Source organism: Pseudophaeobacter sp. (assembly GCF_048267565.1).
Classification (GTDB): domain Bacteria; phylum Pseudomonadota; class Alphaproteobacteria; order Rhodobacterales; family Rhodobacteraceae; genus Pseudophaeobacter; species Pseudophaeobacter profundi.
The window spans coordinates 297076-318645 of sequence record NZ_JBLWXG010000002.1; the positions used below are offsets into that span (position 1 = coordinate 297076).

Sequence of the window (21570 nt, forward strand, 5' to 3'; positions counted from 1 at the left end):
ATGCCTGGGCGACAGCGCAGCGGCGCGACGAAAAGGAAAGCGACATGAAGATCAGCATTGAACGTGGCACACTCCTGAAGGCCGTTGCACAGGCCCAGTCGGTGGTTGAGCGGCGCAATACCATTCCGATCCTGGCCAATGTTCTGATCGAAGCCGAGGGCGATGTTGCGCAGTTCCGCGCCACCGACCTTGATATCGAGGTGGTCGACAAGGCACCGGCGCAGGTCGAACGGGCAGGTGCCACCACCGTGGCCGCCACCACCCTGCATGAAATCGTGCGCAAGCTGCCCGATGGTGCCCTGGTGACGCTGACGGCGGATGCGGCAACTGGCCGACTGACCGTCGAAGCCGGGCGTTCCAACTTTTCGCTGGCAACCCTGCCGCGCGAAGATTTCCCTGTGATGGCCAGTTCGGAATATCATTCGAACTTTACCGCCAATGCGGCCATGCTGCGCCGTCTCTTTGATAAATCGAAATTTGCTATCTCGACCGAGGAAACCCGCTATTACCTCAATGGGGTCTATATGCATGTTTCGGATGCTGCTGAGGGTGGCAAGGTCTTGCGCTGTGTCGCCACCGATGGCCACCGTCTGGCGCGAATTGATGCTGCCCTGCCGATGGGCGCCGAGGACATGCCCGGCGTGATCGTGCCGCGCAAAACCGTCGGGGAGCTGCGCAAGCTGCTGGATGACGATGAGATGGATATCGCCGTCTCGGTGTCAGAAACCAAGGTGCGCTTTGCCACGCCCAACCTGACCCTGACCTCCAAGGTCATTGATGGCACTTTCCCCGATTACACCCGCGTGATTCCAGCCGGCAATACCCGCCGCCTGGAGGTGGACGCGGCTGAATTTGCCCGCGCTGTGGATCGGGTTGCCACCGTGTCCTCTGAGCGGTCGCGCGCGGTGAAACTGCAGCTGGACGAAGACCGGCTTGTGCTTTCTGTCAATGCGCCTGATAGCGGTGCCGCCGAGGAAGAGCTGGCGGTGGCCTATAATGACGAACGTCTGGAAATTGGCTTTAACGCCAAATACCTGCTGGAAATCGCCAATCAGGTTGATCGCGAAAATGCGGTCTTCATGTTCAACTCTTCCGGGGATCCGACCCTGATGCGCGAAGGCAGCGACGAAAGCGCCGTCTATGTTGTTATGCCGATGCGCGTATAATCGGTAGTGTACAGCTGCGCCCGTGTAGCAAAAGGCGCGCCCAGTCATGTTGGCCTTAACTGAATTGACTCTGTCTCATTTTCGCTCGCATCTGCGGGCGGATTTGCATCTGGATGGCCGCCCCGTGGCCATCCATGGCAACAATGGTGCGGGCAAGACCAATATTCTGGAGGCAGTTTCGCTGTTTTCACCGGGGCGCGGATTGCGCCGGGCCAGTGCAGCCGAGATGGTGCGCCGCCCCGATGCCCCTGGCTGGAAGCTCAAGGCGGTACTACAGGCGCCCGAACAGGCCTATGAGGTTGAAACATGGTCAGAGGCGGGCGCGGCGCGGCAGGTGCGGATCGACAACAAGGCCTCCAATCAAATTGCGCTGGGGCAGATTTGCCGGGTCGTCTGGCTGGTGCCGGTGATGGATCGGCTCTGGGTTGAGGCTGCCGAAGGCCGCCGCCGTTTCCTGGATCGGATCGCGCTGAGCTTTGATCCCGACCACGCCGAGGCAACACTTGCCTATGAAAAAGCCATGCGCGAACGCAATAAATTGCTGAAGGAACAGATCCGCGATGCGGCCTGGTACCGGGTGCTTGAGGCGCAGATGGCCGCTGCCGGGCATCGCATTCATCAGGTGCGCTGTCAGTCCCTGACGCGGCTTGCCGCAGCGCAGACCAATACCGAGACGCAGTTTCCCACCGCCGATCTGCAACTGATCCAATCCGAGGGCGAGATGCCCGAGAGCGAGGCGGATCTGGCGGCTGCCCTTGCCGATGGGCGGCTGCGCGACATGGCCGTGGGGCGCACGTTGGTTGGCCCGCATCGCAGCGATCTGATCGGCACCTATGCCCGCAAGGGGATTGCCGCCAAGGACTGTTCGACCGGAGAACAAAAGGCGCTTTTGGTTTCGCTGATCCTGGCCAATGCCCGGGCGCTGTCGGCTGCAGAGGGGGCGCCGCCCATCCTGTTGCTGGATGAGGTTGCCGCCCATCTGGATGCGGCGCGCCGGGCGGCCCTTTATGATGAGATTTGCGCCCTGGGCACTCAGGCCTGGATGACGGGCACCGGGCCCGAGCTCTTTGCCGAGCTGGGCGGGCGCGCCCAGCGGATTGCGGTGACAGAGACCGCAGGCGGTTCGGGGCTGTTGCAGTCGTGAGCTTGTCGATCTGGGATCTGCTGCTCTATGCCGGGGCGCTGTTTGTGTTGTTTCTGACGCCGGGGCCGGTCTGGCTGGCAGTGATGGCCCGGTCGGTGTCTGGCGGGTTTCATGCCGCCTGGCCGTTGGCGCTTGGGGTGGCCTGCGGCGATGTCTTCTGGTCGTTGGTAGCGATCGGCGGCATGTCTTGGCTGGCGGCAAGCCTTGCAGAGGTGATGCTTGTATTGCGCTGGGGGGCCTGTGTGATGTTCGTCGTGATGGGTGTACTGGTGTTGCGCCACGCGAACCGCAAGCTGAGCGAAAACCGCGCCCTGACCCGCCCCGGTCTCTGGGCTGGCTTTGTTGCTGGGCTGGCGGTGATCCTTGGCAACCCCAAGGCAGTATTGTTCTACATGGGGCTATTGCCGGGATTCTTTGACCTTGGTGCGACCACCCTGCTGGATGTCGCTGTGATTGCCTGCCTGTCCTTTGCAGTGCCCTTGCTGGGAAACCTGAGCATGGCGGCGATGGTGCATCGTCTGCGGGTGGTGCTTGCTTCTGACCGGGCGCTGCGGCGAATGAATAGGGTGTCGGGCGGCCTGTTGATCGCCGTGGGGCTGCTGTTGCCCTTCACCTGATCACAACCCAGCCCGGACGCGGCTGACAGGCGCGGCGCGCTGTTGTTCTACGCCCCTGCTCACGATCAATAAAAACCGGGCTCTGTGGGTGACAATAGGGGCGCGGTTGGGTATAAAATCCCAAAGATAAAACAGGAAATCGCGAATGTCTGATATCGAACAGAACCCGGCCGACTATGGCGCAGATTCCATCAAGGTTCTCAAAGGGTTAGAGGCGGTTCGCAAGCGTCCTGGGATGTATATCGGGGACACGGATGATGGCTCTGGTTTGCACCATATGGTCTATGAGGTGGTGGACAACGGTATTGATGAGGCCTTGGCCGGTCATGCTGATGCGGTAACCGTCAAAATTCACGCTGATTCCAGTGTCTCGGTCAGCGATAATGGTCGCGGGATTCCGGTTGGCATCCACGAAGAAGAGGGCGTCTCGGCGGCCGAGGTCATCATGACCCAGCTGCATGCGGGCGGCAAATTCGACAGCAACTCTTATAAGGTCTCCGGCGGTCTGCACGGGGTTGGCGTTTCGGTTGTGAACGCGCTGAGCGATTGGCTGGAGCTGCGGATCTGGCGGGAAGGCAAGGAACATGTCGCGCGGTTTGAACGCGGCGATACCGCTGAACACCTGAAGGTGGTGGGTGACTGCGGCGATCGCACCGGCACCGAGGTCCGCTTCATGGCCTCGACCGATACATTTTCCAATCTGGATTACGTCTTTGAAACGCTGGAAAAGCGACTGCGGGAACTGGCCTTTCTGAATTCGGGCGTCAAGATCATCCTGATTGATGAGCGCCCGGCAGAACGGCTTGAGACCGAGCTTTGCTATGAAGGTGGCGTCAAGGAATTCGTGAAGTACCTTGATCGGTCGAAAACCCCGGTGATGGATACGCCAGTCTATATCATCGGTGAAAAAGACGACATCGTTGTCGAAGTGGCGATGTGGTGGAATGACAGCTACCACGAAGCGGTGCTGCCCTTTACCAACAACATCCCCCAGCGCGACGGTGGCACCCATTTGGCGGGCTTTCGTGGCGCGCTGACTCGCACCATCAACAACTATGCCCAGTCCAGCGGTATCGCCAAGAAAGAAAAGGTCACTTTTACCGGCGATGATGCCCGCGAAGGTCTGACCTGTGTCCTGTCGGTAAAGGTACCGGATCCCAAATTCTCTAGCCAGACCAAGGATAAGCTGGTTTCGTCCGAAGTGCGCCCGGTGGTGGAAAGCCTGGTGAACGAAAAGCTGGCGGAATGGTTTGAGGAAAACCCCGCCGAGGCCAAGCAGATCGTCGGCAAGGTGGTGGAGGCTGCCCTTGCCCGCGAGGCTGCGCGCAAGGCGCGTGAACTGACGCGGCGCAAAAACCCGATGGATCTGAATTTCCTGAGCTCAAAACTCAAGGATTGTTCGGACAAAGACCCTGTAAACACTGAAATATTCCTGGTGGAGGGTGACTCTGCCGGCGGCTCTGCCCAGACGGGCCGTGACCGGAAAACCCAGGCTATCTTGCCGCTGAAGGGTAAGATCCTGAATGTCGAGCGGGCGCGTTTTGACCGGATGCTGGGCAGCCAGGAAATCGGTAATATGGTGATGGCGCTGGGTACCGGCATTGGCCGCGATGAATTTGACATCAGTAAACTGCGCTACCACAAGATCGTCATCATGACCGATGCGGATGTCGACGGTGCCCATATCCGCACCCTGCTGCTGACCTTCTTTTACCGGCAAATGCCCGAGCTGATCGAAGGCGGGTATCTCTATATCGCCCAGCCGCCGCTGTACAAAGTGGCGCGCGGCAAATCGGAAGTCTATCTGAAAGACCAAGCCGAAATGGACGATTACCTGATCCAGCAGGGGGTCGACGGTGCCACCCTGAAGCTGGGCACTGGTGAAGAGCTTGTCGGGCAGGATCTGGTCCGCGTCGTAGATGAGGCGCGCCAGTTGAAGCGGGTGCTTGATGCCTTCCCAACCCATTACCCACGGCACATTCTGGAACAGGCCGCTGTTTCCGGGGCCTTTGTTCCTGGTGCGGTTGATTCAGATCTGCAAGGGGTGGCCGACAAGGTCGCGGCCCGGCTTGATCTGATTGCGCTGGAATATGAAAAAGGCTGGCATGGTCGGATCACCCAGGATCATGGGATTCGTCTGGCCCGCATCCTGCGTGGCGTCGAGGAAGTGCGCACCCTGGACGGGCCAATGCTGCGCTCGGGCGAGGCCCGCAAAACCGGCAGTTTCACCAAGAGCCTGCAAGAGGTCTACAACACCTCGGCACAGCTGGCCCGCCGCGACCGGACGCAGGCCATTCACGGCCCGCTTGAGCTGCTGAAGGCGATCATGGAAGAGGGCGAAAAGGGCCTGTCTCTGCAGCGCTACAAAGGATTGGGAGAGATGAACCCTGACCAGCTGTGGGAAACCACGCTGGACCCTGACGCGCGTACCCTGTTGCAGGTGCGTGTCGATGATTTGGTCGGGGCGGATGATCTCTTTACCAAACTGATGGGCGATGTGGTGGAACCCCGCAGAGAGTTCATCCAGAAAAACGCGCTGAGCGTCGAAAATCTGGATTTCTAATCGCCTGTAGATGAACCCGTATTTTTCGCGGCGCGCATATTTTTCGCGCCGCGGGAAGTCCAGCGCCCATCATGGGTTCGTGCCTTGCAGATTTGCCATCGGCGCATGGGTGCCAATCGTAAGCATGCGGCCACCGCGTTTGCGCATCGTCAGGCCCTATTTGCGGTAGATCGGCAGCGTGTCTTTCAGGTTACTTTCCAGCCTTCCCGGTTCAGCGGGATATGCAGATACCGGTAGGGGCAAAAGAGAAATCGATTGCCAGGGGGAAAGTTGACGAACAATTCGATGAAATCTTGAGATCTGACGTGCCGGATCGAACTGCGTTCGCAATTTCCATGCGCGTTCTCTCAAACCCTTAGGGTATATGGAAAAAGGGGGATTGGGCGTCCAATAGGGCAGTGTTCGGTTGGGTTTCTCACCCTCTTGCACTTAGTCCGTCGGAAGGGGGGTAAACCTAAAACAACCTTTCCGTTCAAGGTGTACAGTGCCTGTCCGGATCGGATTGTAAGGTGGTGCCCAGGAGAGGACTCGAACCTCCACATCGTTGCCAATACTAGCACCTGAAGCTAGCGCGTCTACCAATTCCGCCACCTGGGCAGGTGTCGTGAAGGGGCGTATAGGCCCCTGCGAGAGGGGCGTCAAATAGATTTTTCAGTTTTTGCAAAACTATTTTTTGTCGGGTCAGGCGGCGCGGCCTGTGTGTTGTGATGGGGGGTTAAGCTTCAGCCGTATAGTTCATTCTTTTGGCCACAAAACGCAGGAATTTGTCCCAGGCCTGCTGGCTCTCTGTGTTCCATTCCGGGCCAAGTGTTCTGGAAAGCGCAGTGATGAAGCTCTCGATGAAACTCTCGAAATGGGCATCAGAGATCAGCATGCCGCGATGCTTGTCGCCGAGCTTGCGGAGGATCGCATCTAGCCGGGTGTTGCTGTCCAGGGCCTCGGCCAGATGGGTTAGGGTGCCCATCATCTTTGCCTCGAGCCGCGCGGTATCAGTTGGGAAAAGTGGCCTGACCTGCGGCGAGAGGTCAAAGAAGATGCGGTAAAATTCCGTGATAAAGCTCTCCAGGTTCATCCGGTCGCTTTCAAGGCTATTGCGCACTTGGGATCTTCCAGGAATGGCTACCATTTTCATGCCTCTCTACTAAACGCGTGTCGGCCTCGTTAAATATGATTATTTATTGCATCTTTATAATGCATTAGCTGACATTTACTTAGCCAAAATTGGTAGTGCTGAACGGAACGTGAAGCAACTGAAAGCTTGGCAGCCTGCGTAGCGGGCAAATGCAGAATCTGCGGCCATTGTGCCGCGGCCGGTATGTTTTGCGCCTTGTTTGAAAGGCGAAGGAGCGGTAGATCGGGGGCATAGCTATTTCAGGAGCCAAGAGATGTCCAAACTGGTCACGATTTATGGCGGGTCTGGTTTTGTCGGCCGCTACATCGCACGGCGCATGGCAAAAGAGGGCTGGCGGGTGCGGGTTGCGGTTCGCAGACCCAACGAGGCCATGCATGTAAAGCCCTATGGTGTGCCAGGTCAGGTCGAGCCAGTTCTGTGCAATATCCGCGATGCGGGCTCGGTTGCGGCGGCGATGCAGGGCGCGGATGCGGTGGTGAACTGCGTTGGCGTGCTGAACGCGCATGGCAAGAATACGTTTTCCGCAGTCCAGGCCGAAGGCGCGGCGCGGGTGGCACAGATCGCCCAAAGCCAGGGCATTGGCCAGTTGGTGCATATTTCGGCGCTTGGTGCAGACCCCCAGGGGGCCAGCGAATATGCCCGGACCAAGGCAGAGGGCGAAGCGGCCGTTCTTGCGGCTTTCCCGGATGCGGTGATTCTGCGTCCTTCTGTTATTTTTGGCGCTGAAGATCAGTTCTTCAATCGGTTTGCCGGCATGGCCAGCCTGTCGCCAGTGCTGCCGATTGCCAAGGGCAAGACATTGTTCCAGCCGGTCTATGTCGATGATGTGGCCCGTGCTGCGGTCAAGGGTGTTCTGGGCGAAGCCAAGCCCGGCATCTATGAATTGGGCGGCCCCGAGGTGAAGAGCTTTGCGGACCTGATGAAACAGATGTGCGATGTCATCCTGCGCCGCCGCTTGGTGCTGTCGTTGCCGGGCTTTGCGGCTTGGCCCATCGCTTTTGGGTTTGACATGCTGCAGACCATCAGTCTGCAACTGATCGAAAACAAGGTGCTGACCCGCGACCAGCTGAAAAACCTGGGCCGGGACAATGTGGTTTCTGACGGCGCGCTTGGCTTTGCGGATCTTGGCATCACCCCGGAAATGCTCGGCCCGATTCTGCCAAGCTATTTGTGGAAATTCCGCCCCTCTGGCCAGTATGACGAGATGACCGCCTCGGCGCGCAATCTCAAGGGCGATGCCTGAGGTCTGGCCTGTTCGGCGATAGATCAGGATGGGGCGCGGAGAGATCCGGCGCCCCTTTCTTTTTGTGCGGTGCGGAGGTCAGGCGCCGTAGGCATAGCACAGCAAGGCAAGGCCCAGAAGTACCCGATAGATCACATAGGGCGTAAAGCTGACCGAGCGCAGCAGCCGCATCATCAGGCTCAGCGCTGCGAGGGCAGAGAACAGCGCCAGCAGGGCGGCAAGGGCTGCGTCGCGGAGCAGAGCCATATTTGCCTCTAGCGCGACCTCGGTTCCAAGCAGCAGCCCCGAGGCGATGATGGTCGGGATAGACATCAGCATGGCGATCCGGGCGCCATCTTCGCGGTTATATCCCAATTGCCGTGCCCCGGTGATTGTGATGCCAGACCGTGAGGTGCCCGGGATCAGGGCGATCATCTGCCAGAGCCCCATGATCAGCGCATCGCGCAGCCCCCAGTCACTGGCCTGTTTTTGGGTGTCGCCTTTTTGATCCGCCACATAGAGGACGATGCCAAAGATCAGCATGGTCCAGCCAATCACCGCTGGTGTGCGCAGTGCATCACTAAGATGGGTGAAATGCAGAAAGGCCCCAAACAGCACCGTGGGGATGGTGGCGACGATCAGCCCCAGCGCCAGCCGCGCTCCGGGGGTGTCTGCCCGGCCCCGCGCCAGTCGGACAAGTCCGATCAGCCCGATGCGGACATCCTGCCAGAAGTAGATCACGACCGCTGCAAGGGTGCCAACATGCACCGCCACATCGATCACCTGCCCCTGATCGGCGTATCCGGTCAGGCCCGGCAGGAGAATCAGATGCCCAGAAGAGGAAACAGGCAGAAATTCAGTTATTCCCTGGATCAGCGCGACAAGAATAAGTTGCAGTAGTGGCATAATGGGGTCCTGAAAAGAGATGTCACGGCACTTTGGCGCGGTATTTTCCCTGGTGGCTGGCCCAGTGTCTGGTGGGATGTCAGGGGGTGAAAACAATGCGTCTTGTATAAATCCTGCAGCTAGATAGGGAAGGGCGGTTTTAGGTCCGATGTGGCCCCAAAATTCCTGTACAATTCTGCAGAAATCAGTATCACGGGCTGAAGCTGCTCAATTTGGGTCAGCAATGTTTACCTAATCTCGCAGCGCTCCAGACCGGACCTGTCGCAGCCAGCCAAACTAGGGAGTTCGCCCATGGCCAAGCAACCGATGCTCAAATTCGTGAAGATCGCACGCGATATGCCGCAAAAGCGCGCCGCTGATACCCGGCGGGAAGACTTTGACGAAATCTATGCGGAATACGCTGCGGCCAAGGCCGAAGAGCAGGCCAGCCGCTGCAGCCAATGTGGCGTGCCCTATTGCCAGTCCCACTGCCCGCTGCACAACAACATCCCCGACTGGCTGCATCTGACGGCGACTGGCCGCCTGCAAGAGGCCTATCAGACTTCCCAGGCCACCAATACTTTCCCCGAAATCTGCGGCCGCATCTGCCCGCAGGATCGCCTGTGTGAAGGCAACTGCGTGATTGAACAGTCGGGCCATGGCACCGTCACCATTGGGGCTGTCGAAAAATACATCACCGATACCGCCTGGGATAAGGGCTGGGTCAAACCGATTGTCCCGGCACAGGAACGCGGCGAAAGCGTTGGTATCATCGGCGCGGGCCCTGGCGGGCTGGCGGCGGCGGATATGCTGCGCCGTGCGGGCATTCAGGTCACGGTCTATGATCGCTATGACCGGGCGGGGGGATTGCTCACCTATGGTATTCCCGGTTTCAAGCTGGAAAAAGACGTGGTGATGCGTCGCAACCAGCTTTTGGCTGATGGTGGCGTCACCTTTGTGATGAATTGCAATATTGGCGAAGACATCAGTTTTGATGAGATCCGCGCCAAGCATGACGCGGTGATCATCGCTACCGGCGTCTATAAATCGCGCGATCTGGAAATGCCCGGCTCTGGTGCAACTGGTATCGTCAAGGCGATCGATTTCCTTACAGCTGCCAACCGCGCGTCGAACTTTGGCGACACGGTGGAAGATTTTGAAAACGGCACCCTGAATGCGGCCGGCAAGAAGGTTGTGGTGATTGGCGGTGGCGATACCGCGATGGATTGCCTGCGCACCTCGATCCGGCAGGGGGCGACCTCGGTCAAATGTCTGTACCGCCGCGACCGCGCCAATATGCCCGGCTCGCAGCGTGAAACCCAGAACGCCGAAGAGGAAGGCGTGCAGTTTGAATGGCTGACCGCGCCCAAAGGCTTTGCGGATGCAGGCGGCAAGGTTTCCGGCGTCATGGTGCAAAAAATGCGCCTGGGCCAGCCCGATGCAACCGGACGTCAGGCCCCCGAGGTGATCGAGGGTGCCGATTATGTGGAAGAGGCCGATCTGGTGATCAAGGCGCTGGGCTTTGAGCCGGAAGCGCTGCCAACCCTGTGGGATCAGCCCGATCTGCCGGTGACCCGCTGGGGCACCATCAAGGCGGCGTTCCGTACCGGCGCGACCGATCTGGATGGCGTCTATGCCATTGGCGACATCGTGCGCGGTGCCTCGCTGGTGGTCTGGGCTATCAAGGATGGCCGCGACTGCGCCGATGCGCTGGTTGCGCGTTTTAACAGTGCTGCTGCTTCGGTCGCAGCCGAGTAGTCACAAAAGCCACCGCAAGGGAGCCAGGGTAAATGAGCGAGTTGCAAGGCCAATGCATGTGCGGTGCGGTTACCGTGTCAATGACGCCAGCGCAAAACACGCTGCGGGCCTGTCATTGCGATATGTGCCGTCGCTGGACCAGCTCGACGTTGATGACCATCCCGGCGGCCTCGGGCTATGCAGCGCTGGGGCCGGTAACGACCTATAGGTCGTCCGACTGGGCGGAACGCGCCTTTTGCAGCACCTGCGGCTCGGCGCTTTGGTATCGCATTACCGCGCCCGGTGACATGCACGGCCAGGTCCAAATGGCTGCTGGCCTCTTTGAAAATACCGGCGGGAACACTCTCGACCTGAAATTCTATATCGACAAGAAACCCGAAGGCTACGCCTTTACTGGAACGCAACGGCAGATGACCGAAGCGGATGTAATGACAGCGTTTCGCCCCGCGGCAGAAGGAGACGACCAATGACCAATCGTGATGCAGTCAACTATGACGCGGACTGGGTGCGCGCCGAAGAAGCCAAACGTAAGTGGATGGCGGAAAACGGTCTTTATACCGAAGCAGAAGAGCATTCCTCTTGTGGGGTTGGGCTTGTGGTGGCGGTGGATGGCAAGGCCAGCCGCAGCGTCGTTGAGGCCGGTATTGATGCGCTCAAGGCGATTTGGCACCGGGGGGCGGTTGATGCCGATGGCAAGACCGGTGACGGGGCTGGCATCCATGTGCAGATCCCGGTGCCGTTCTTTTATGATCAGATCAAACGCACCGGCCATGTGCCACGCGAAGATCAGCTGATGGCCGTGGGCCAGGTCTTTCTGCCGCGCACCGATTTCGGTGCCCAGGAAACCTGCCGGACCATCGTTGAAACCGAAGTTTTGCGTATGGGCTATTACATCTATGGCTGGCGCCATGTGCCGGTGGATGTGACCTGCCTTGGCGGCAAGGCCAACGCAACTCGCCCCGAAATCGAACAGATCCTGATCTCCAACTCCAAGGGCGTGGACGAGGAAACCTTCGAACGCGAGCTTTATGTGATCCGCCGCCGTATTGAGAAGGCCGCTGCCGCCGCCGGGATTGGCGAGCTGTATCTTGCCTCGCTGTCCTGCCGCTCGATCATCTACAAGGGCATGATGCTGGCGGAACAGGTTGCTGTCTTCTACCCCGATCTGATGGATGAACGGTTTGAAAGCGCCTTTGCGATCTATCACCAGCGCTATTCCACCAATACCTTTCCGCAGTGGTGGCTGGCCCAGCCCTTCCGTATGTTGGCGCATAACGGTGAAATCAACACGCTGCGCGGCAATATGAACTGGCTGAAAAGCCACGAAATCCGCATGGCCAGCACCACCTTTGGCGATTACGCCGAAGATATCAAACCGATCATCGCCGGCGGATCATCCGACTCGGCTGCGCTGGATTCGGTGTTTGAGGTTCTGGTGCGTGCAGGCCGGTCGGCGCCAATGGCCAAGACCATGCTGGTACCGGAAAGCTGGTCAAAGCAGGCGGTAGAGCTGCCCCAGGCCTGGCGCGACATGTATTCCTACTGCAACTCTGTGATGGAACCCTGGGATGGTCCTGCCGCCCTGGCGATGACCGATGGCCGCTGGGTCTGTGCGGGCCTTGACCGCAACGGCTTGCGCCCCATGCGCTATGTGGTGACAGGGGATGGGCTGGTGATTGCCGGATCCGAGGCCGGCATGGTGCCGATCGACGAAGCCACTGTGGTGGAAAAGGGCGCGCTTGGCCCCGGTCAGATGCTGGCAGTCGATATGAAAAAGGGCAAGTTGTACAACGACACCCAGATCAAGGACAAACTCTCTGCGGCGCTGCCCTTTGGCGATTGGGTGAGCAAGATCAACGATGTGGATCAAACCCTTGCCACCGTCACCGAAGCGCCGCTCTTTACCGGAGAAGAGCTGCGTCGCCGTCAGGTGGCAGCGGGCTATACCATCGAAGAGCTGGAGCAGATCCTGTCGCCGATGGCCGAAGATGGCAAGGAAACCCTGGCATCCATGGGCGATGACACGCCCTCGGCTGTGCTGTCGAAACAGTACCGCCCGCTGTCGCATTTCTTCCGCCAGAACTTTAGCCAGGTGACCAACCCGCCGATCGATTCACTACGTGAATTCCGGGTGATGTCGCTGAAGACCCGCTTCAGCAACCTCAAGAACGTTCTGGATGAAGACAGCAGCCAGACCGAAATCGTCGTGTTGGAAAGCCCCTTTGTCGGCAATGCCCAATGGGACAAGCTGGTCAGTGAATTCACCGCCCCACTGGCGGAAATCGACTGTTCCTTTGATCCGACCGAGGGCTCGCTTAGCCAGGCGCTCGAACGTATCCGTGCCGAGGCCGAAGATGCGGTGCGTTCAGGTGCCGGGCATCTGGTGCTGAGCGATCAATATTCCGATGCCAACCGCGTTGCCATGCCGATGATCCTGGCGACATCGGCGGTGCATTCGCACCTGACGCGCAAGGGCCTGCGGACCTTCTGCTCGATCAATGTGCGTGCCGCCGAATGTGTTGACCCGCATTATTTTGCTGTGCTGATCGGCTGCGGTGCCACCGTGGTCAACGCCTACCTGGCCGAAGATTCTCTGGCTGACCGCATTGAACGCGGCCTGCTGGATGGCACCCTGACGGAAAATGTGGCGCGCTACCGCGATGCCATCGACCAGGGCCTTCTCAAGATCATGGCGAAGATGGGGATCTCGGTGATCTCGTCCTACCGTGGCGGGCTCAACTTCGAAGCGGTGGGCCTGTCGCGCGCCATGTGCGCCGAGTTTTTCCCCGGCATGACCAGCCGTATCTCCGGCATCGGCGTCAGCGGCATTCAGGTCAAGGCGGAAGAAATCCACGCCCGTGGGTGGAAGAGCGCTGAAAATATCCTGCCAATCGGGGGTTTTTACAAAGCGCGCAAATCCGGCGAAACTCACGCTTGGGAAGCCACCTCGATGCATATGTTGCAGATGGCCTGTAACCGCGCCTCATTCGAGATGTGGAAACAGTATTCCGCCAAGATGCAGACCAACCCGCCGATCCACCTGCGCGATCTGCTCGACATCAAGCCGCTTGGCAAATCGGTGCCGATCGAGGAAGTGGAAAGCATCACCTCGATCCGCAAACGTTTTGTCACGCCAGGCATGAGCCTGGGCGCCCTGAGCCCGGAGGCGCATAAGACGCTGAACGTGGCGATGAACCGGATCGGGGCCAAGTCTGACTCTGGCGAGGGCGGCGAGGATCCGGCGCATTTTGTGCCGGAACCCAATGGCGACAACCCCAGTGCCAAGATCAAGCAGGTGGCTTCGGGGCGCTTTGGTGTTACCGCCGAATACCTGAACCAGTGCGAAGAGCTGGAGATCAAGGTGGCCCAGGGGGCCAAGCCCGGCGAGGGTGGCCAGCTGCCCGGTATGAAGGTCACCGACCTGATTGCCCGTCTGCGCCATTCAACCAAGGGCGTGACGCTGATTTCACCACCGCCGCACCATGATATCTACTCGATCGAGGATCTGGCACAGCTGATCTATGATCTGAAGCAGATCAATCCGCGCTGCAAAGTGACGGTGAAACTGGTGGCCTCCTCCGGGGTTGGCACCATTGCCGCTGGCGTGGCCAAGGCCAAGGCCGATGTTATTCTGATCTCGGGCCATAATGGCGGCACCGGGGCCTCGCCTGCGACCTCGATCAAATACGCCGGTCTGCCCTGGGAAATGGGCCTCACCGAGGCGCATCAGGTGTTGGCGATGAACAACCTGCGGGAACGCGTCACCCTGCGCACAGATGGGGGCCTGCGCACCGGGCGTGATATCGTCATGGCGGCGATGCTCGGGGCCGAGGAATACGGCATCGGCACCGCAGCGCTGATCGCCATGGGCTGCATCATGGTGCGCCAGTGTCAGTCCAATACCTGCCCGGTTGGCGTCTGTACCCAGGACGAAGCCCTGCGGGACAAGTTCACCGGCACGGCGGATAAAGTGGTCAATCTGATTACCTTCTATGCGCAGGAAGTGCGGGAAATCCTGGCCTCTATTGGTGCGCGTAGTCTGGACGAGGTGATCGGCCGTGCCGATCTGCTGGCACAGGTGTCGCGTGGCTCGGCACATCTGGATGATCTGGATCTGAATCCGCTGCTGATCACCGTCGATGGTTCTGCCAATATCGTTTACAACCGCGACAAGGATCGCAACCCGGTGCCAGATACCCTGGATAGCGAAATTGTCCGCGACGCGGCGCGTTTCCTACAGGATGGTGAAAAGATGCAGCTGTCTTATGCGGTGCAAAACACCCACCGATCTGTGGGCACCCGCACCTCGAGCCACATCGTGCGCAACTTCGGCATGCGCAATGCGTTCCAGCCGGATCACCTGACGGTGAAATTGCAAGGCTCTGCCGGGCAATCTCTGGGGGCCTTTGCAGCGCCGGGGCTGAAGCTGGAAGTTTCGGGCGATGCCAATGACTATGTTGGCAAGGGTCTGTCGGGCGGTACCATTGTGGTGCGTCCTCCGATGGCTTCGCCTCTGGTTGCCAGCGAAAACACCATTGTCGGCAATACCGTGCTTTACGGTGCCACCGATGGCTACCTGTTTGCGGCAGGTCGCGCAGGCGAACGCTTTGCCGTACGGAACTCGGGCGCCAAGGTGGTGATCGAAGGCTGTGGGGCATGTGGCTGCGAATACATGACGGGCGGCGTTGCAGTCATTCTTGGCAGCATCGGGGCCAACTTTGGCGCAGGTATGACCGGCGGTATGGCCTATCTCTATGATCCTGATGGCCAGGCGGAAACCATGATGAACATGGAAGGCCTGGTTGTCTGTCCAGTTTCGGTGGCCCATTGGGAAGCCGAGATGAAGGGCCTGATTGAACGCCACCTGGCAGAAACCGGCAGTCGCAAGGCGGCAGAGATTCTGCAGAACTGGGATCTGGAGAAGGGGAACTTCCTGCAGGTTTGCCCAACCGAAATGCTGGACAAACTGGCCTATCCCTTGAGCACGGAGCAGGCGGCGGTTCCCGCCGAATAGGCCCGCGCCGATAGCTCCGATATATATGCCCCGTAGGTTCACCGCCTGCGGGGCATTTTTTTCCCGGAGAATCCGGCGGATGCCCGCACAGCAGGCGGCTTTTGCAGTTGGTTCTGACGGCGCTGCTATTCTATAGAGAGACATGGCAAAGGCAGCAAAAAAAACCAAAAAGCAGGCAAAACCCGCAGGCAGCTGGATTCGAACGCAGCTGGCGGTGCCGCTGCGCTGGCTGCGGCGGTGGATTTTGCGCGCCGTGCTGGGCTTTGCTGCCCTGGCCACGCTGTTGGTGCTGTTGTTTTCCGTGGTGAACCCGCCCACCACCCATACGATCTGGAGCGAAAAGCGCCGCCTGGGGCAGGTCGATCAGGAATGGGTGCCGCTTGACCATATGGCACCGGTGCTGGTGCGCTCTGTCGTGGCGGCCGAGGATGCACGGTTCTGCCAGCATTGGGGGATCGATGTGCAGGCCATCCGCGCTGCCCTGGCCGAGGGCGGCCAGCGGGGGGGCTCTACCCTGTCGCAGCAGGTGGTGAAAAACGTCTTTCTGTGGCAGGGGCGCAGCTGGCCGCGCAAGGCGCTGGAAACCCTGCTCACGCCCTTGGTTGAAGTCTTTTGGAGCAAAAAGCGTATTCTCGAAGTCTATCTCAACGTGGCCGAGATGGACAAAGGCATTTTTGGTGCCGAGGCCGCCGCGCGGCATTATTTTGGCGTCGGCCCGGATCAGTTGAGTGCCCGCCAGGCGGCGCTTATTGCGGCCGTCTTGCCCAATCCAAAGCAACGGTCTGCTGCACGACCAAGCAAGTTTGTGGTGCGCCGAGCGGCCAGTATCCGCGATGGGGCAGCCACCATCCGCGCAGATGGGCGGGCCGGCTGTTTCGAGGATTGAAGTTTTGTGACACACAGGGCATTGCTGGAAATCATTCCTGCAGCTCGACCCGGAGTTTCAAAAGTCCCCATGGCCCGTCTCTATCATGTCCCGCTTTCGCCTTTTTGTCGGAAAATTCGCCTGTCGCTGGCGGAAAAAAAGATTGAAGTCGAGCTGGTCGAAGAACGCTATTGGGAGGCGGACCCGGATTTTCTGCGCCGCAATCCGGCGGGCAAGGTGCCGGTCATCCGGTTGGATGGCAAGATGATGTCTGAGAGCGCCGCCATCTGCGAGTATCTGGAAGAGACCCGGCCGACGCCGCCGCTGATGCCATCTGATCCCGATGGCCGCTATGAGGTGCGCCGTATTGTCAGCTGGTTTGACGACAAGTTCCATAGCGAGGTAACATCAAAGCTGCTGTATGAGCGGGTCAACAAGAAGGTCACCGGTGAAGGCTATCCGGACAGCAAGAACGTCAAGGCGGGGGCCAAGGCGATCAAGTATCATCTTGATTACATGACCTGGCTGCTGGATCATCGGCGCTGGCTGGCCGGTGATCAGATGAGCCTGGCTGATTTTGCCGCCGCCGCGCATCTGTCTTCGCTTGATTATATTTCGGATGTCGATTGGAACCGCTCGGCCGTGGTGAAAGACTGGTATGCCAAGATCAAATCGCGCCCGGCGTTTCGGTCAATCCTGGCGGATCAGATTGCCGGTTTTCGCCCGCCCGCCCATTATGCCGATCTCGACTTTTGAGCGGTTCGTGCAGTGGGGGGGCTGTCTGCCCCCTCTTGCCTTTTGCAAAGGCAATTCACCCCTGAGGATATTGTTGGCCAAATGAAGAACGGGTCCGAACTGAAGGAGCGGTTGGTTGCACAGGCCCTTTCAGAGGGGTTTGTGGCCTGCAAGATCTGTCGACCCGGTGATGTGCCGCAGGTGCCGGCCCGGCTGCAGCGCTTTCTTGACAAGGGCTATCACGGGCAGATGGGCTGGATGGCAGAGCGAAGCCATTGGCGCGGCGATCCGGCCGCGCTGTGGCCGGAGGCGCGATCGGTGATCATGCTGGCCGAGAGCTATACCCCGGAGGAAGACCCGATGGCGGTGGTGGGCTGCGCCGATCGTGGTGCGGTTTCGGTCTATGCCCGCAACAAGGATTATCACGATCTGGTAAAGAAGCGTCTGAAGCGTTTGGCGCGCTGGTTGATTGATGCGGCAAAGCAGCAGGGTGAGGCGGCACAGGTGAAGGTCTTTGTTGACACCGCACCGGTACCGGAGAAGCCGCTGGGGCAGGCGGCCGGGCTGGGTTGGCAGGGTAAACATACCAATCTGGTGAGTCGGGATTGGGGGAATTGGGCCTTCTTAGGCTCTGTTTTTACCACGCTTGAGCTGCAGGTGGATGCGCCGGAACCGGATCGCTGTGGATCTTGCTCTGCCTGTTTGACTGCTTGCCCGACAGAGGCCTTTACAGCGCCTTACCAGATGGACGCGCGGCGCTGCATTTCCTATCTGACGATTGAGCACAAGGGCCCGATTGAGCCAGAGTTGCGCCGCAAGCTGGGCAATCGAATCTACGGCTGTGATGACTGTCTGTCTGCCTGTCCTTGGAATAAGTTTGCCGTCGCGGCCAGCGATCTGCGCTATGCAGCCCGTGCCGAATTGCAGGCGCCAAGACTGGCAGAGCTGGCGGTGCTGGATGATGCGGCGTTTCGCGCGTATTTCTCCGGCTCGCCAATCAAGCGGGTAGGGCGGGATCGGTTTGTGCGCAATGTGCTCTATGCGATTGGCAATTCCAACCAGCCCGATTTGCGCGCCGTGGCAGCTGGCCTGGTCGATGATCCGGACCCCACGGTGGCAGATGCGGCACGATGGGCTGTTCAACGTCTGACATGACGCAAACAGGATGGACCCGGCGCAAATAGGCGTTACACCCGGCATGCGAACAGAATGGAGAGGGTGGCATGGCGCTATTGCTTGGGGTCGATACCGGCGGGACCTATACGGATGCGGTTTTGATCCGCGATGAGGTGGAGGTGATCGCCAGCGCCAAGGCTCTGACGACGCGCGGGGATCTGGCCATCGGCATAGGCTCTGCCGTAGGGGAGGTATTGCTGCAATCTGGATGTGACGCAGCCGAGATCAGCATGGCGGCCCTGTCGACCACCCTGGCCACCAATGCGCTGGTCGAAGGGCAGGGCGGTCAGATTGCGCTTGTTTACATTGGATTTGAAGCGACCGATCTGGATCGCCACGGGCTGAAAGAAGCGTTGAAAGGCGATCCGGCACTGGTTGTGGCAGGGGGGCACAATCACGCGGGGGGAGAGGTGACTGCGTTGGATTATCTGTCTCTAAAGCGCTTTTTAGAGACAGAGGCGGCAGAGGTTTCGGGCTTTGCCGTGGCTTCGGTCTTTGCCACGCGCAATCCAGCGCATGAGCTGGCCGCTGCCAGTCTTATTGCTGAGGTAACCGGCAAGCCGGTGACCTGTTCGCATCAGCTGTCAGCCCGGTTGAATGGACCCAAGCGGGCCCTGACGGCTGTGCTAAATGCGCGGCTTATTGGGATGATTGACCGGTTGATTGGCCGGGCGCAAGACAGGCTGGTCGAGCTGGGTATTACTGGGCCGATGATGGTTGTGCGCGGTGATGGTGCGTTGATGTCGGCGCAACAGGCCCGGGCACGTCCGATTGAAACCATCCTGAGCGGTCCGGCGGCTTCGCTTGTGGGGGCGCGCTGGTTGACGGGGGTGGATCATGCCCTGGTCAGCGATATTGGCGGCACCACCACCGATGTGGCGTTGATCCGCGATGGGAAACCGGCGATTGATCCTGCCGGCGCGCGGGTCGGCGAATTTCGCACCATGGTCGAGGCGGTGGCGATGCGCACCACAGGCCTGGGCGGTGACAGCCAGGTGCATGCGTGTGCCAGCGGCCTGCAGGGCGGGGTGGTTCTTGGCCCACGCCGAGTGTTGCCCATCTCTTTGATGGCGGTCGAGGCCGCAGAGGTCGTGCATGGTGCCTTGGACAGGCAGCTAAACGCGCCGGTCGTGGGGGAATATGACGGTCGGTTTCTGCGCGCGGTTCCTGGCCTGCCTGCTGTCGGGATTGGCCCGCGAGAGCGTGCCCTGTTGGAGCGCATCGGCACAGAGGTACATCCCCTGGGCGCCATCCTTCGGAACCGGATTGATCAGGGGGCGTTGGGCCGCCTGCTGGATCGGGGGCTGGTGCAGGTTGCCGGTATCACGCCCTCGGATGCGAGCCACCTGTTGGGTCGGGTACAGGTCTGGGACGCCTTGGCGGCCGAAAAGGCGCTGACGCTGTTTGCCCGTCGCCGGATTGGTAGCGGAGAGCCCCTGGCCCCGGATGCCCAGGCCCTGGCGCAGATGATTGTGGATCAGTTGACAGAACAAACCTCATTGGCCTTGTTAGAGACCGCATTCTTTGAGGATGGCGCCGATTTTGGCTTGCCAGTTGAAGGGGCGGCGAAGGATCAGGGTGCAGATCGGGCCCGTGATCTGGCGCGTCATGTCCTGACCCGGCGTGGGCTGGCGGCGCATCGGGGCATTCTGGCGCTGGATACTGCGATCAATGTGGATGTTGTCGGGCTTGGGGCCTCGGCGCCCAGTTATTATCCGGCGGTTGGTGAGCGGCTGAAGTGCCGTATGCTGCTGCCGCAACACGCCGGTGTCGCCAATGCGATTGGTGCGGTTGTCGGGCGTGTCACCATGCGGCGCAGTGGCAGTGTTACCTGCCCGGCCGAGGGGAAGTTTCGGGTCCATTTGGACAGTGGCCCGCAGGATTTTTCCAGCTCTGACGCGGCGCTGCAGGTGCTGGAACAGGCCTTGCAGGGGCAGGCGCGCGGCGACGCCGAACTGGCCGGTGCGCAGGATATTCACATTGATATCAGCCGCGACATTCGCACCGCCACAGTCGAGGCGCGCGATGTGTTTGTCGAAGCGATGGTGACGGTCGAGGCCAGTGGGCGTCCCAGGGTCGCCAAGGGCTAAGGGGCTGAACAATAGCCAGAGATGAGAAGCCCCGCACTGAAATAGCGCGAGGCCCTGGCCTTTGTGTGGCTCTAATCCTGGCTATTCAGCCGCGTCTTTGCGTTTTGGCAGCACCCAGTCGGGGCGGGCAAAGTGGCAGGTATAGCCATCTGGTCGGCGTTCCAGATAGTCTTGATGCTCTGGCTCTGCCTCCCAGAAATCGCCAGCAGGTTCGACTTCGGTCACGACTTTGCCAGGCCAGAGGCCGCAGGCTTCGACATCTGCGATGGTGTCGAGCGCGGTCGCCTTTTGGGCATCATCGACATAGTAGATCGCCGAACGGTAGCTCATCCCCAGATCATTGCCCTGGCGGTTTTCGGTTGTGGGATCGTGGATCTGAAAGAAGAACTCCAGCAGATCCCGATAGGATGTCTGGCTGGGGTCAAAGACTATTTCGATCCCTTCCGCATGGGTGCCGTGGTTCTGATAGGTGGCATGGGCCACATCGCCGCCGGTATAGCCGACGCGGGTTTTCAGCACGCCTTTGCGTTTGCGGATCAGATCCTGCATGCCCCAAAAACATCCCCCTGCCAGAACAGCGCGTTCGTTCATGATCTTTCCTCCACCTGGTTGATGTAGTCTGCATAGCCTTCGTCTGCCATGTCGGCCAGCGGGATAAAGCGCAGCGAGGCAGAGTTGATGCAGTAGCGCAGCCCGCCATGTTCTGCTGGCCCGTCAGGAAAGACATGGCCCAGGTGGCTGTCGCCATGGGTTGATCGGACTTCGGTGCGGATCATGCCAAGGGCGCGATCCTCCAGTTCGCTGACATGGGCGGGTTCGATCGGTTTGGTAAAGCTGGGCCAGCCGCAGCCAGAATCGTATTTGTCGCCAGATGCAAACAGCGGCTCTCCCGAGACGATGTCGACATAGATGCCAACCTCTTTGTTGGAGAGCAGCTTGCCGGTGCCGGGGCGTTCGGTACCGGCGCGTTGGGTGACGTAGAATTCTTCCTCAGAGAGGGCGGCAATGGCCGCGGGGTCTTTGCTGTATTTGGTCATGAAATCCTCCGTCCTGTGCGGTGTTCCAGAATGGTTTTAGCCTCTGGCGGCGTGGGTGGCTACGGGGTGAAAGATGGGGCGTGGTTGGAAAATTGCAATTTTTGTTCACAGGCGCGTGTCTCCCGACAGATCGTTTTGGTCGGCAGGTGATCAATTGCTCCAAACG

At 59.6% G+C, this 21570-nt stretch carries 16 protein-coding genes and 1 tRNA gene; 12 read left to right on the forward strand and 5 right to left on the reverse strand.

The features are described 5' to 3' along the window. Positions 1 to 44: 44 nt before the first annotated feature. The 4 genes from dnaN (at position 45) to gyrB (ending at position 5490) form a co-directional block, all read left to right on the forward strand. Positions 45 to 1166: a DNA polymerase III subunit beta gene (gene dnaN, locus ACN0VH_RS07865; RefSeq protein ID WP_417700217.1), complete on the forward strand. Its 1122-nt coding sequence runs from the start codon at positions 45 to 47 to the stop codon at positions 1164 to 1166. Between the two features lie 46 nt (positions 1167 to 1212). After that, on the forward strand, positions 1213 to 2310 hold the full coding sequence (gene recF, locus ACN0VH_RS07870) for a DNA replication/repair protein RecF (RefSeq protein ID WP_417700219.1): 1098 nt from the start codon (positions 1213 to 1215) through the stop codon (positions 2308 to 2310). Continuing rightward, positions 2307 to 2927 (forward strand): LysE family translocator, encoded by a 621-nt coding sequence (locus ACN0VH_RS07875; protein WP_278922076.1) that lies wholly within the window; start codon positions 2307 to 2309, stop codon positions 2925 to 2927. Before recF ends, ACN0VH_RS07875 begins: the two co-directional genes overlap by 4 nt. Positions 2928 to 3072: 145 nt before the next feature. Next, positions 3073 to 5490 carry a DNA topoisomerase (ATP-hydrolyzing) subunit B gene (gyrB, locus tag ACN0VH_RS07880; RefSeq protein WP_278922075.1) on the forward strand — a complete coding sequence of 806 codons (2418 nt, stop codon included), beginning with the start codon at positions 3073 to 3075 and terminating at the stop codon, positions 5488 to 5490. A gap of 510 nt (positions 5491 to 6000) precedes the next feature. On the opposite strand, the gene ACN0VH_RS07885 is transcribed toward gyrB, so the two are convergent. Beyond that, positions 6001 to 6087, reverse strand: a tRNA-Leu gene (locus ACN0VH_RS07885). 118 nt (positions 6088 to 6205) lie between these two features. Then, on the reverse strand, positions 6206 to 6589 hold the full coding sequence (locus ACN0VH_RS07890; protein ID WP_278922074.1) for a globin: 384 nt from the start codon (positions 6587 to 6589) through the stop codon (positions 6206 to 6208). A gap of 286 nt (positions 6590 to 6875) precedes the next feature. Here ACN0VH_RS07890 and ACN0VH_RS07895 point away from each other — a divergent pair, with 286 nt between their 5' ends. Next, positions 6876 to 7865, forward strand: a complete 990-nt coding sequence (locus tag ACN0VH_RS07895) for a complex I NDUFA9 subunit family protein (protein WP_417700221.1) — start codon at positions 6876 to 6878, stop codon at positions 7863 to 7865. Positions 7866 to 7943: 78 nt separating this feature from the next. Here the strand turns inward: ACN0VH_RS07895 and ACN0VH_RS07900 are convergent, their stop codons facing one another. Continuing rightward, positions 7944 to 8750, reverse strand: coding sequence for an undecaprenyl-diphosphate phosphatase (locus tag ACN0VH_RS07900; protein ID WP_417700223.1), 807 nt, complete (start codon positions 8748 to 8750; stop codon positions 7944 to 7946). A 291-nt stretch (positions 8751 to 9041) separates the two neighbouring features. Here ACN0VH_RS07900 and ACN0VH_RS07905 point away from each other — a divergent pair, with 291 nt between their 5' ends. From ACN0VH_RS07905 to ACN0VH_RS07935, 7 genes are all read left to right on the forward strand, one after another. Next, positions 9042 to 10487 carry an NAD(P)-dependent oxidoreductase gene (locus tag ACN0VH_RS07905; protein WP_417700224.1) on the forward strand — a complete coding sequence of 482 codons (1446 nt, stop codon included), beginning with the start codon at positions 9042 to 9044 and terminating at the stop codon, positions 10485 to 10487. Positions 10488 to 10519: 32 nt separating this feature from the next. Then, entirely contained in the window at positions 10520 to 10957 is a 438-nt protein-coding gene (locus ACN0VH_RS07910) for a GFA family protein (RefSeq protein ID WP_417700225.1), read from the forward strand. Further along, positions 10954 to 15501 carry a glutamate synthase large subunit gene (gene gltB / locus ACN0VH_RS07915; RefSeq protein ID WP_417700226.1) on the forward strand — a complete coding sequence of 1516 codons (4548 nt, stop codon included), beginning with the start codon at positions 10954 to 10956 and terminating at the stop codon, positions 15499 to 15501. The genes ACN0VH_RS07910 and gltB overlap by 4 nt, the downstream gene beginning before the upstream one ends. 142 nt (positions 15502 to 15643) lie before the next feature. Then, the gene (gene mtgA, locus ACN0VH_RS07920) at positions 15644 to 16387 is read left to right on the forward strand and encodes a monofunctional biosynthetic peptidoglycan transglycosylase (protein ID WP_278922068.1); all 744 of its coding nucleotides are present in this window, start codon (positions 15644 to 15646) and stop codon (positions 16385 to 16387) included. A gap of 69 nt (positions 16388 to 16456) precedes the next feature. Continuing rightward, entirely contained in the window at positions 16457 to 17122 is a 666-nt protein-coding gene (gene fzlA / locus ACN0VH_RS07925) for an FtsZ-binding protein FzlA (protein ID WP_278922067.1), read from the forward strand. A gap of 81 nt (positions 17123 to 17203) precedes the next feature. After that, positions 17204 to 18256 carry a tRNA epoxyqueuosine(34) reductase QueG gene (gene queG, locus ACN0VH_RS07930; protein ID WP_278922066.1) on the forward strand — a complete coding sequence of 351 codons (1053 nt, stop codon included), beginning with the start codon at positions 17204 to 17206 and terminating at the stop codon, positions 18254 to 18256. Positions 18257 to 18324: 68 nt separating this feature from the next. Beyond that, positions 18325 to 20367: a hydantoinase/oxoprolinase N-terminal domain-containing protein gene (locus ACN0VH_RS07935; RefSeq protein WP_417700228.1), complete on the forward strand. Its 2043-nt coding sequence runs from the start codon at positions 18325 to 18327 to the stop codon at positions 20365 to 20367. A gap of 81 nt (positions 20368 to 20448) precedes the next feature. Here ACN0VH_RS07935 and msrA read toward each other — a convergent pair whose 3' ends face one another. Both msrA and msrB read right to left on the reverse strand, forming a co-directional pair. Further along, the gene (gene msrA, locus ACN0VH_RS07940; protein WP_278922064.1) at positions 20449 to 20958 is read right to left on the reverse strand and encodes a peptide-methionine (S)-S-oxide reductase MsrA; all 510 of its coding nucleotides are present in this window, start codon (positions 20956 to 20958) and stop codon (positions 20449 to 20451) included. Next, complete coding sequence (msrB, locus tag ACN0VH_RS07945) at positions 20955 to 21404, reverse strand: peptide-methionine (R)-S-oxide reductase MsrB (protein ID WP_278922063.1); 450 nt, start codon at positions 21402 to 21404, stop codon at positions 20955 to 20957. The genes msrA and msrB overlap by 4 nt, the downstream gene beginning before the upstream one ends. Between the last annotated feature and the right edge of the window lie 166 nt (positions 21405 to 21570).

Coding starts and splice junctions, on each gene's coding strand:
- dnaN (WP_417700217.1), top strand. CDS start 45: ATGAAGATCAGCATTGAACGTGGCACACTCCTGAAGGCCGTTGCACAG.
- recF (WP_417700219.1), top strand. CDS start 1,213: ATGTTGGCCTTAACTGAATTGACTCTGTCTCATTTTCGCTCGCATCTG.
- gyrB (WP_278922075.1), top strand. CDS start 3,073: ATGTCTGATATCGAACAGAACCCGGCCGACTATGGCGCAGATTCCATC.
- ACN0VH_RS07895 (WP_417700221.1), top strand. CDS start 6,876: ATGTCCAAACTGGTCACGATTTATGGCGGGTCTGGTTTTGTCGGCCGC.
- ACN0VH_RS07900 (WP_417700223.1), bottom strand. CDS start 8,750: ATGCCACTACTGCAACTTATTCTTGTCGCGCTGATCCAGGGAATAACT.
- ACN0VH_RS07905 (WP_417700224.1), top strand. CDS start 9,042: ATGGCCAAGCAACCGATGCTCAAATTCGTGAAGATCGCACGCGATATG.
- ACN0VH_RS07910 (WP_417700225.1), top strand. CDS start 10,520: ATGAGCGAGTTGCAAGGCCAATGCATGTGCGGTGCGGTTACCGTGTCA.
- gltB (WP_417700226.1), top strand. CDS start 10,954: ATGACCAATCGTGATGCAGTCAACTATGACGCGGACTGGGTGCGCGCC.
- mtgA (WP_278922068.1), top strand. CDS start 15,644: ATGGCAAAGGCAGCAAAAAAAACCAAAAAGCAGGCAAAACCCGCAGGC.
- fzlA (WP_278922067.1), top strand. CDS start 16,457: ATGGCCCGTCTCTATCATGTCCCGCTTTCGCCTTTTTGTCGGAAAATT.
- queG (WP_278922066.1), top strand. CDS start 17,204: ATGAAGAACGGGTCCGAACTGAAGGAGCGGTTGGTTGCACAGGCCCTT.
- ACN0VH_RS07935 (WP_417700228.1), top strand. CDS start 18,325: ATGGCGCTATTGCTTGGGGTCGATACCGGCGGGACCTATACGGATGCG.
- msrA (WP_278922064.1), bottom strand. CDS start 20,958: ATGAACGAACGCGCTGTTCTGGCAGGGGGATGTTTTTGGGGCATGCAG.
- msrB (WP_278922063.1), bottom strand. CDS start 21,404: ATGACCAAATACAGCAAAGACCCCGCGGCCATTGCCGCCCTCTCTGAG.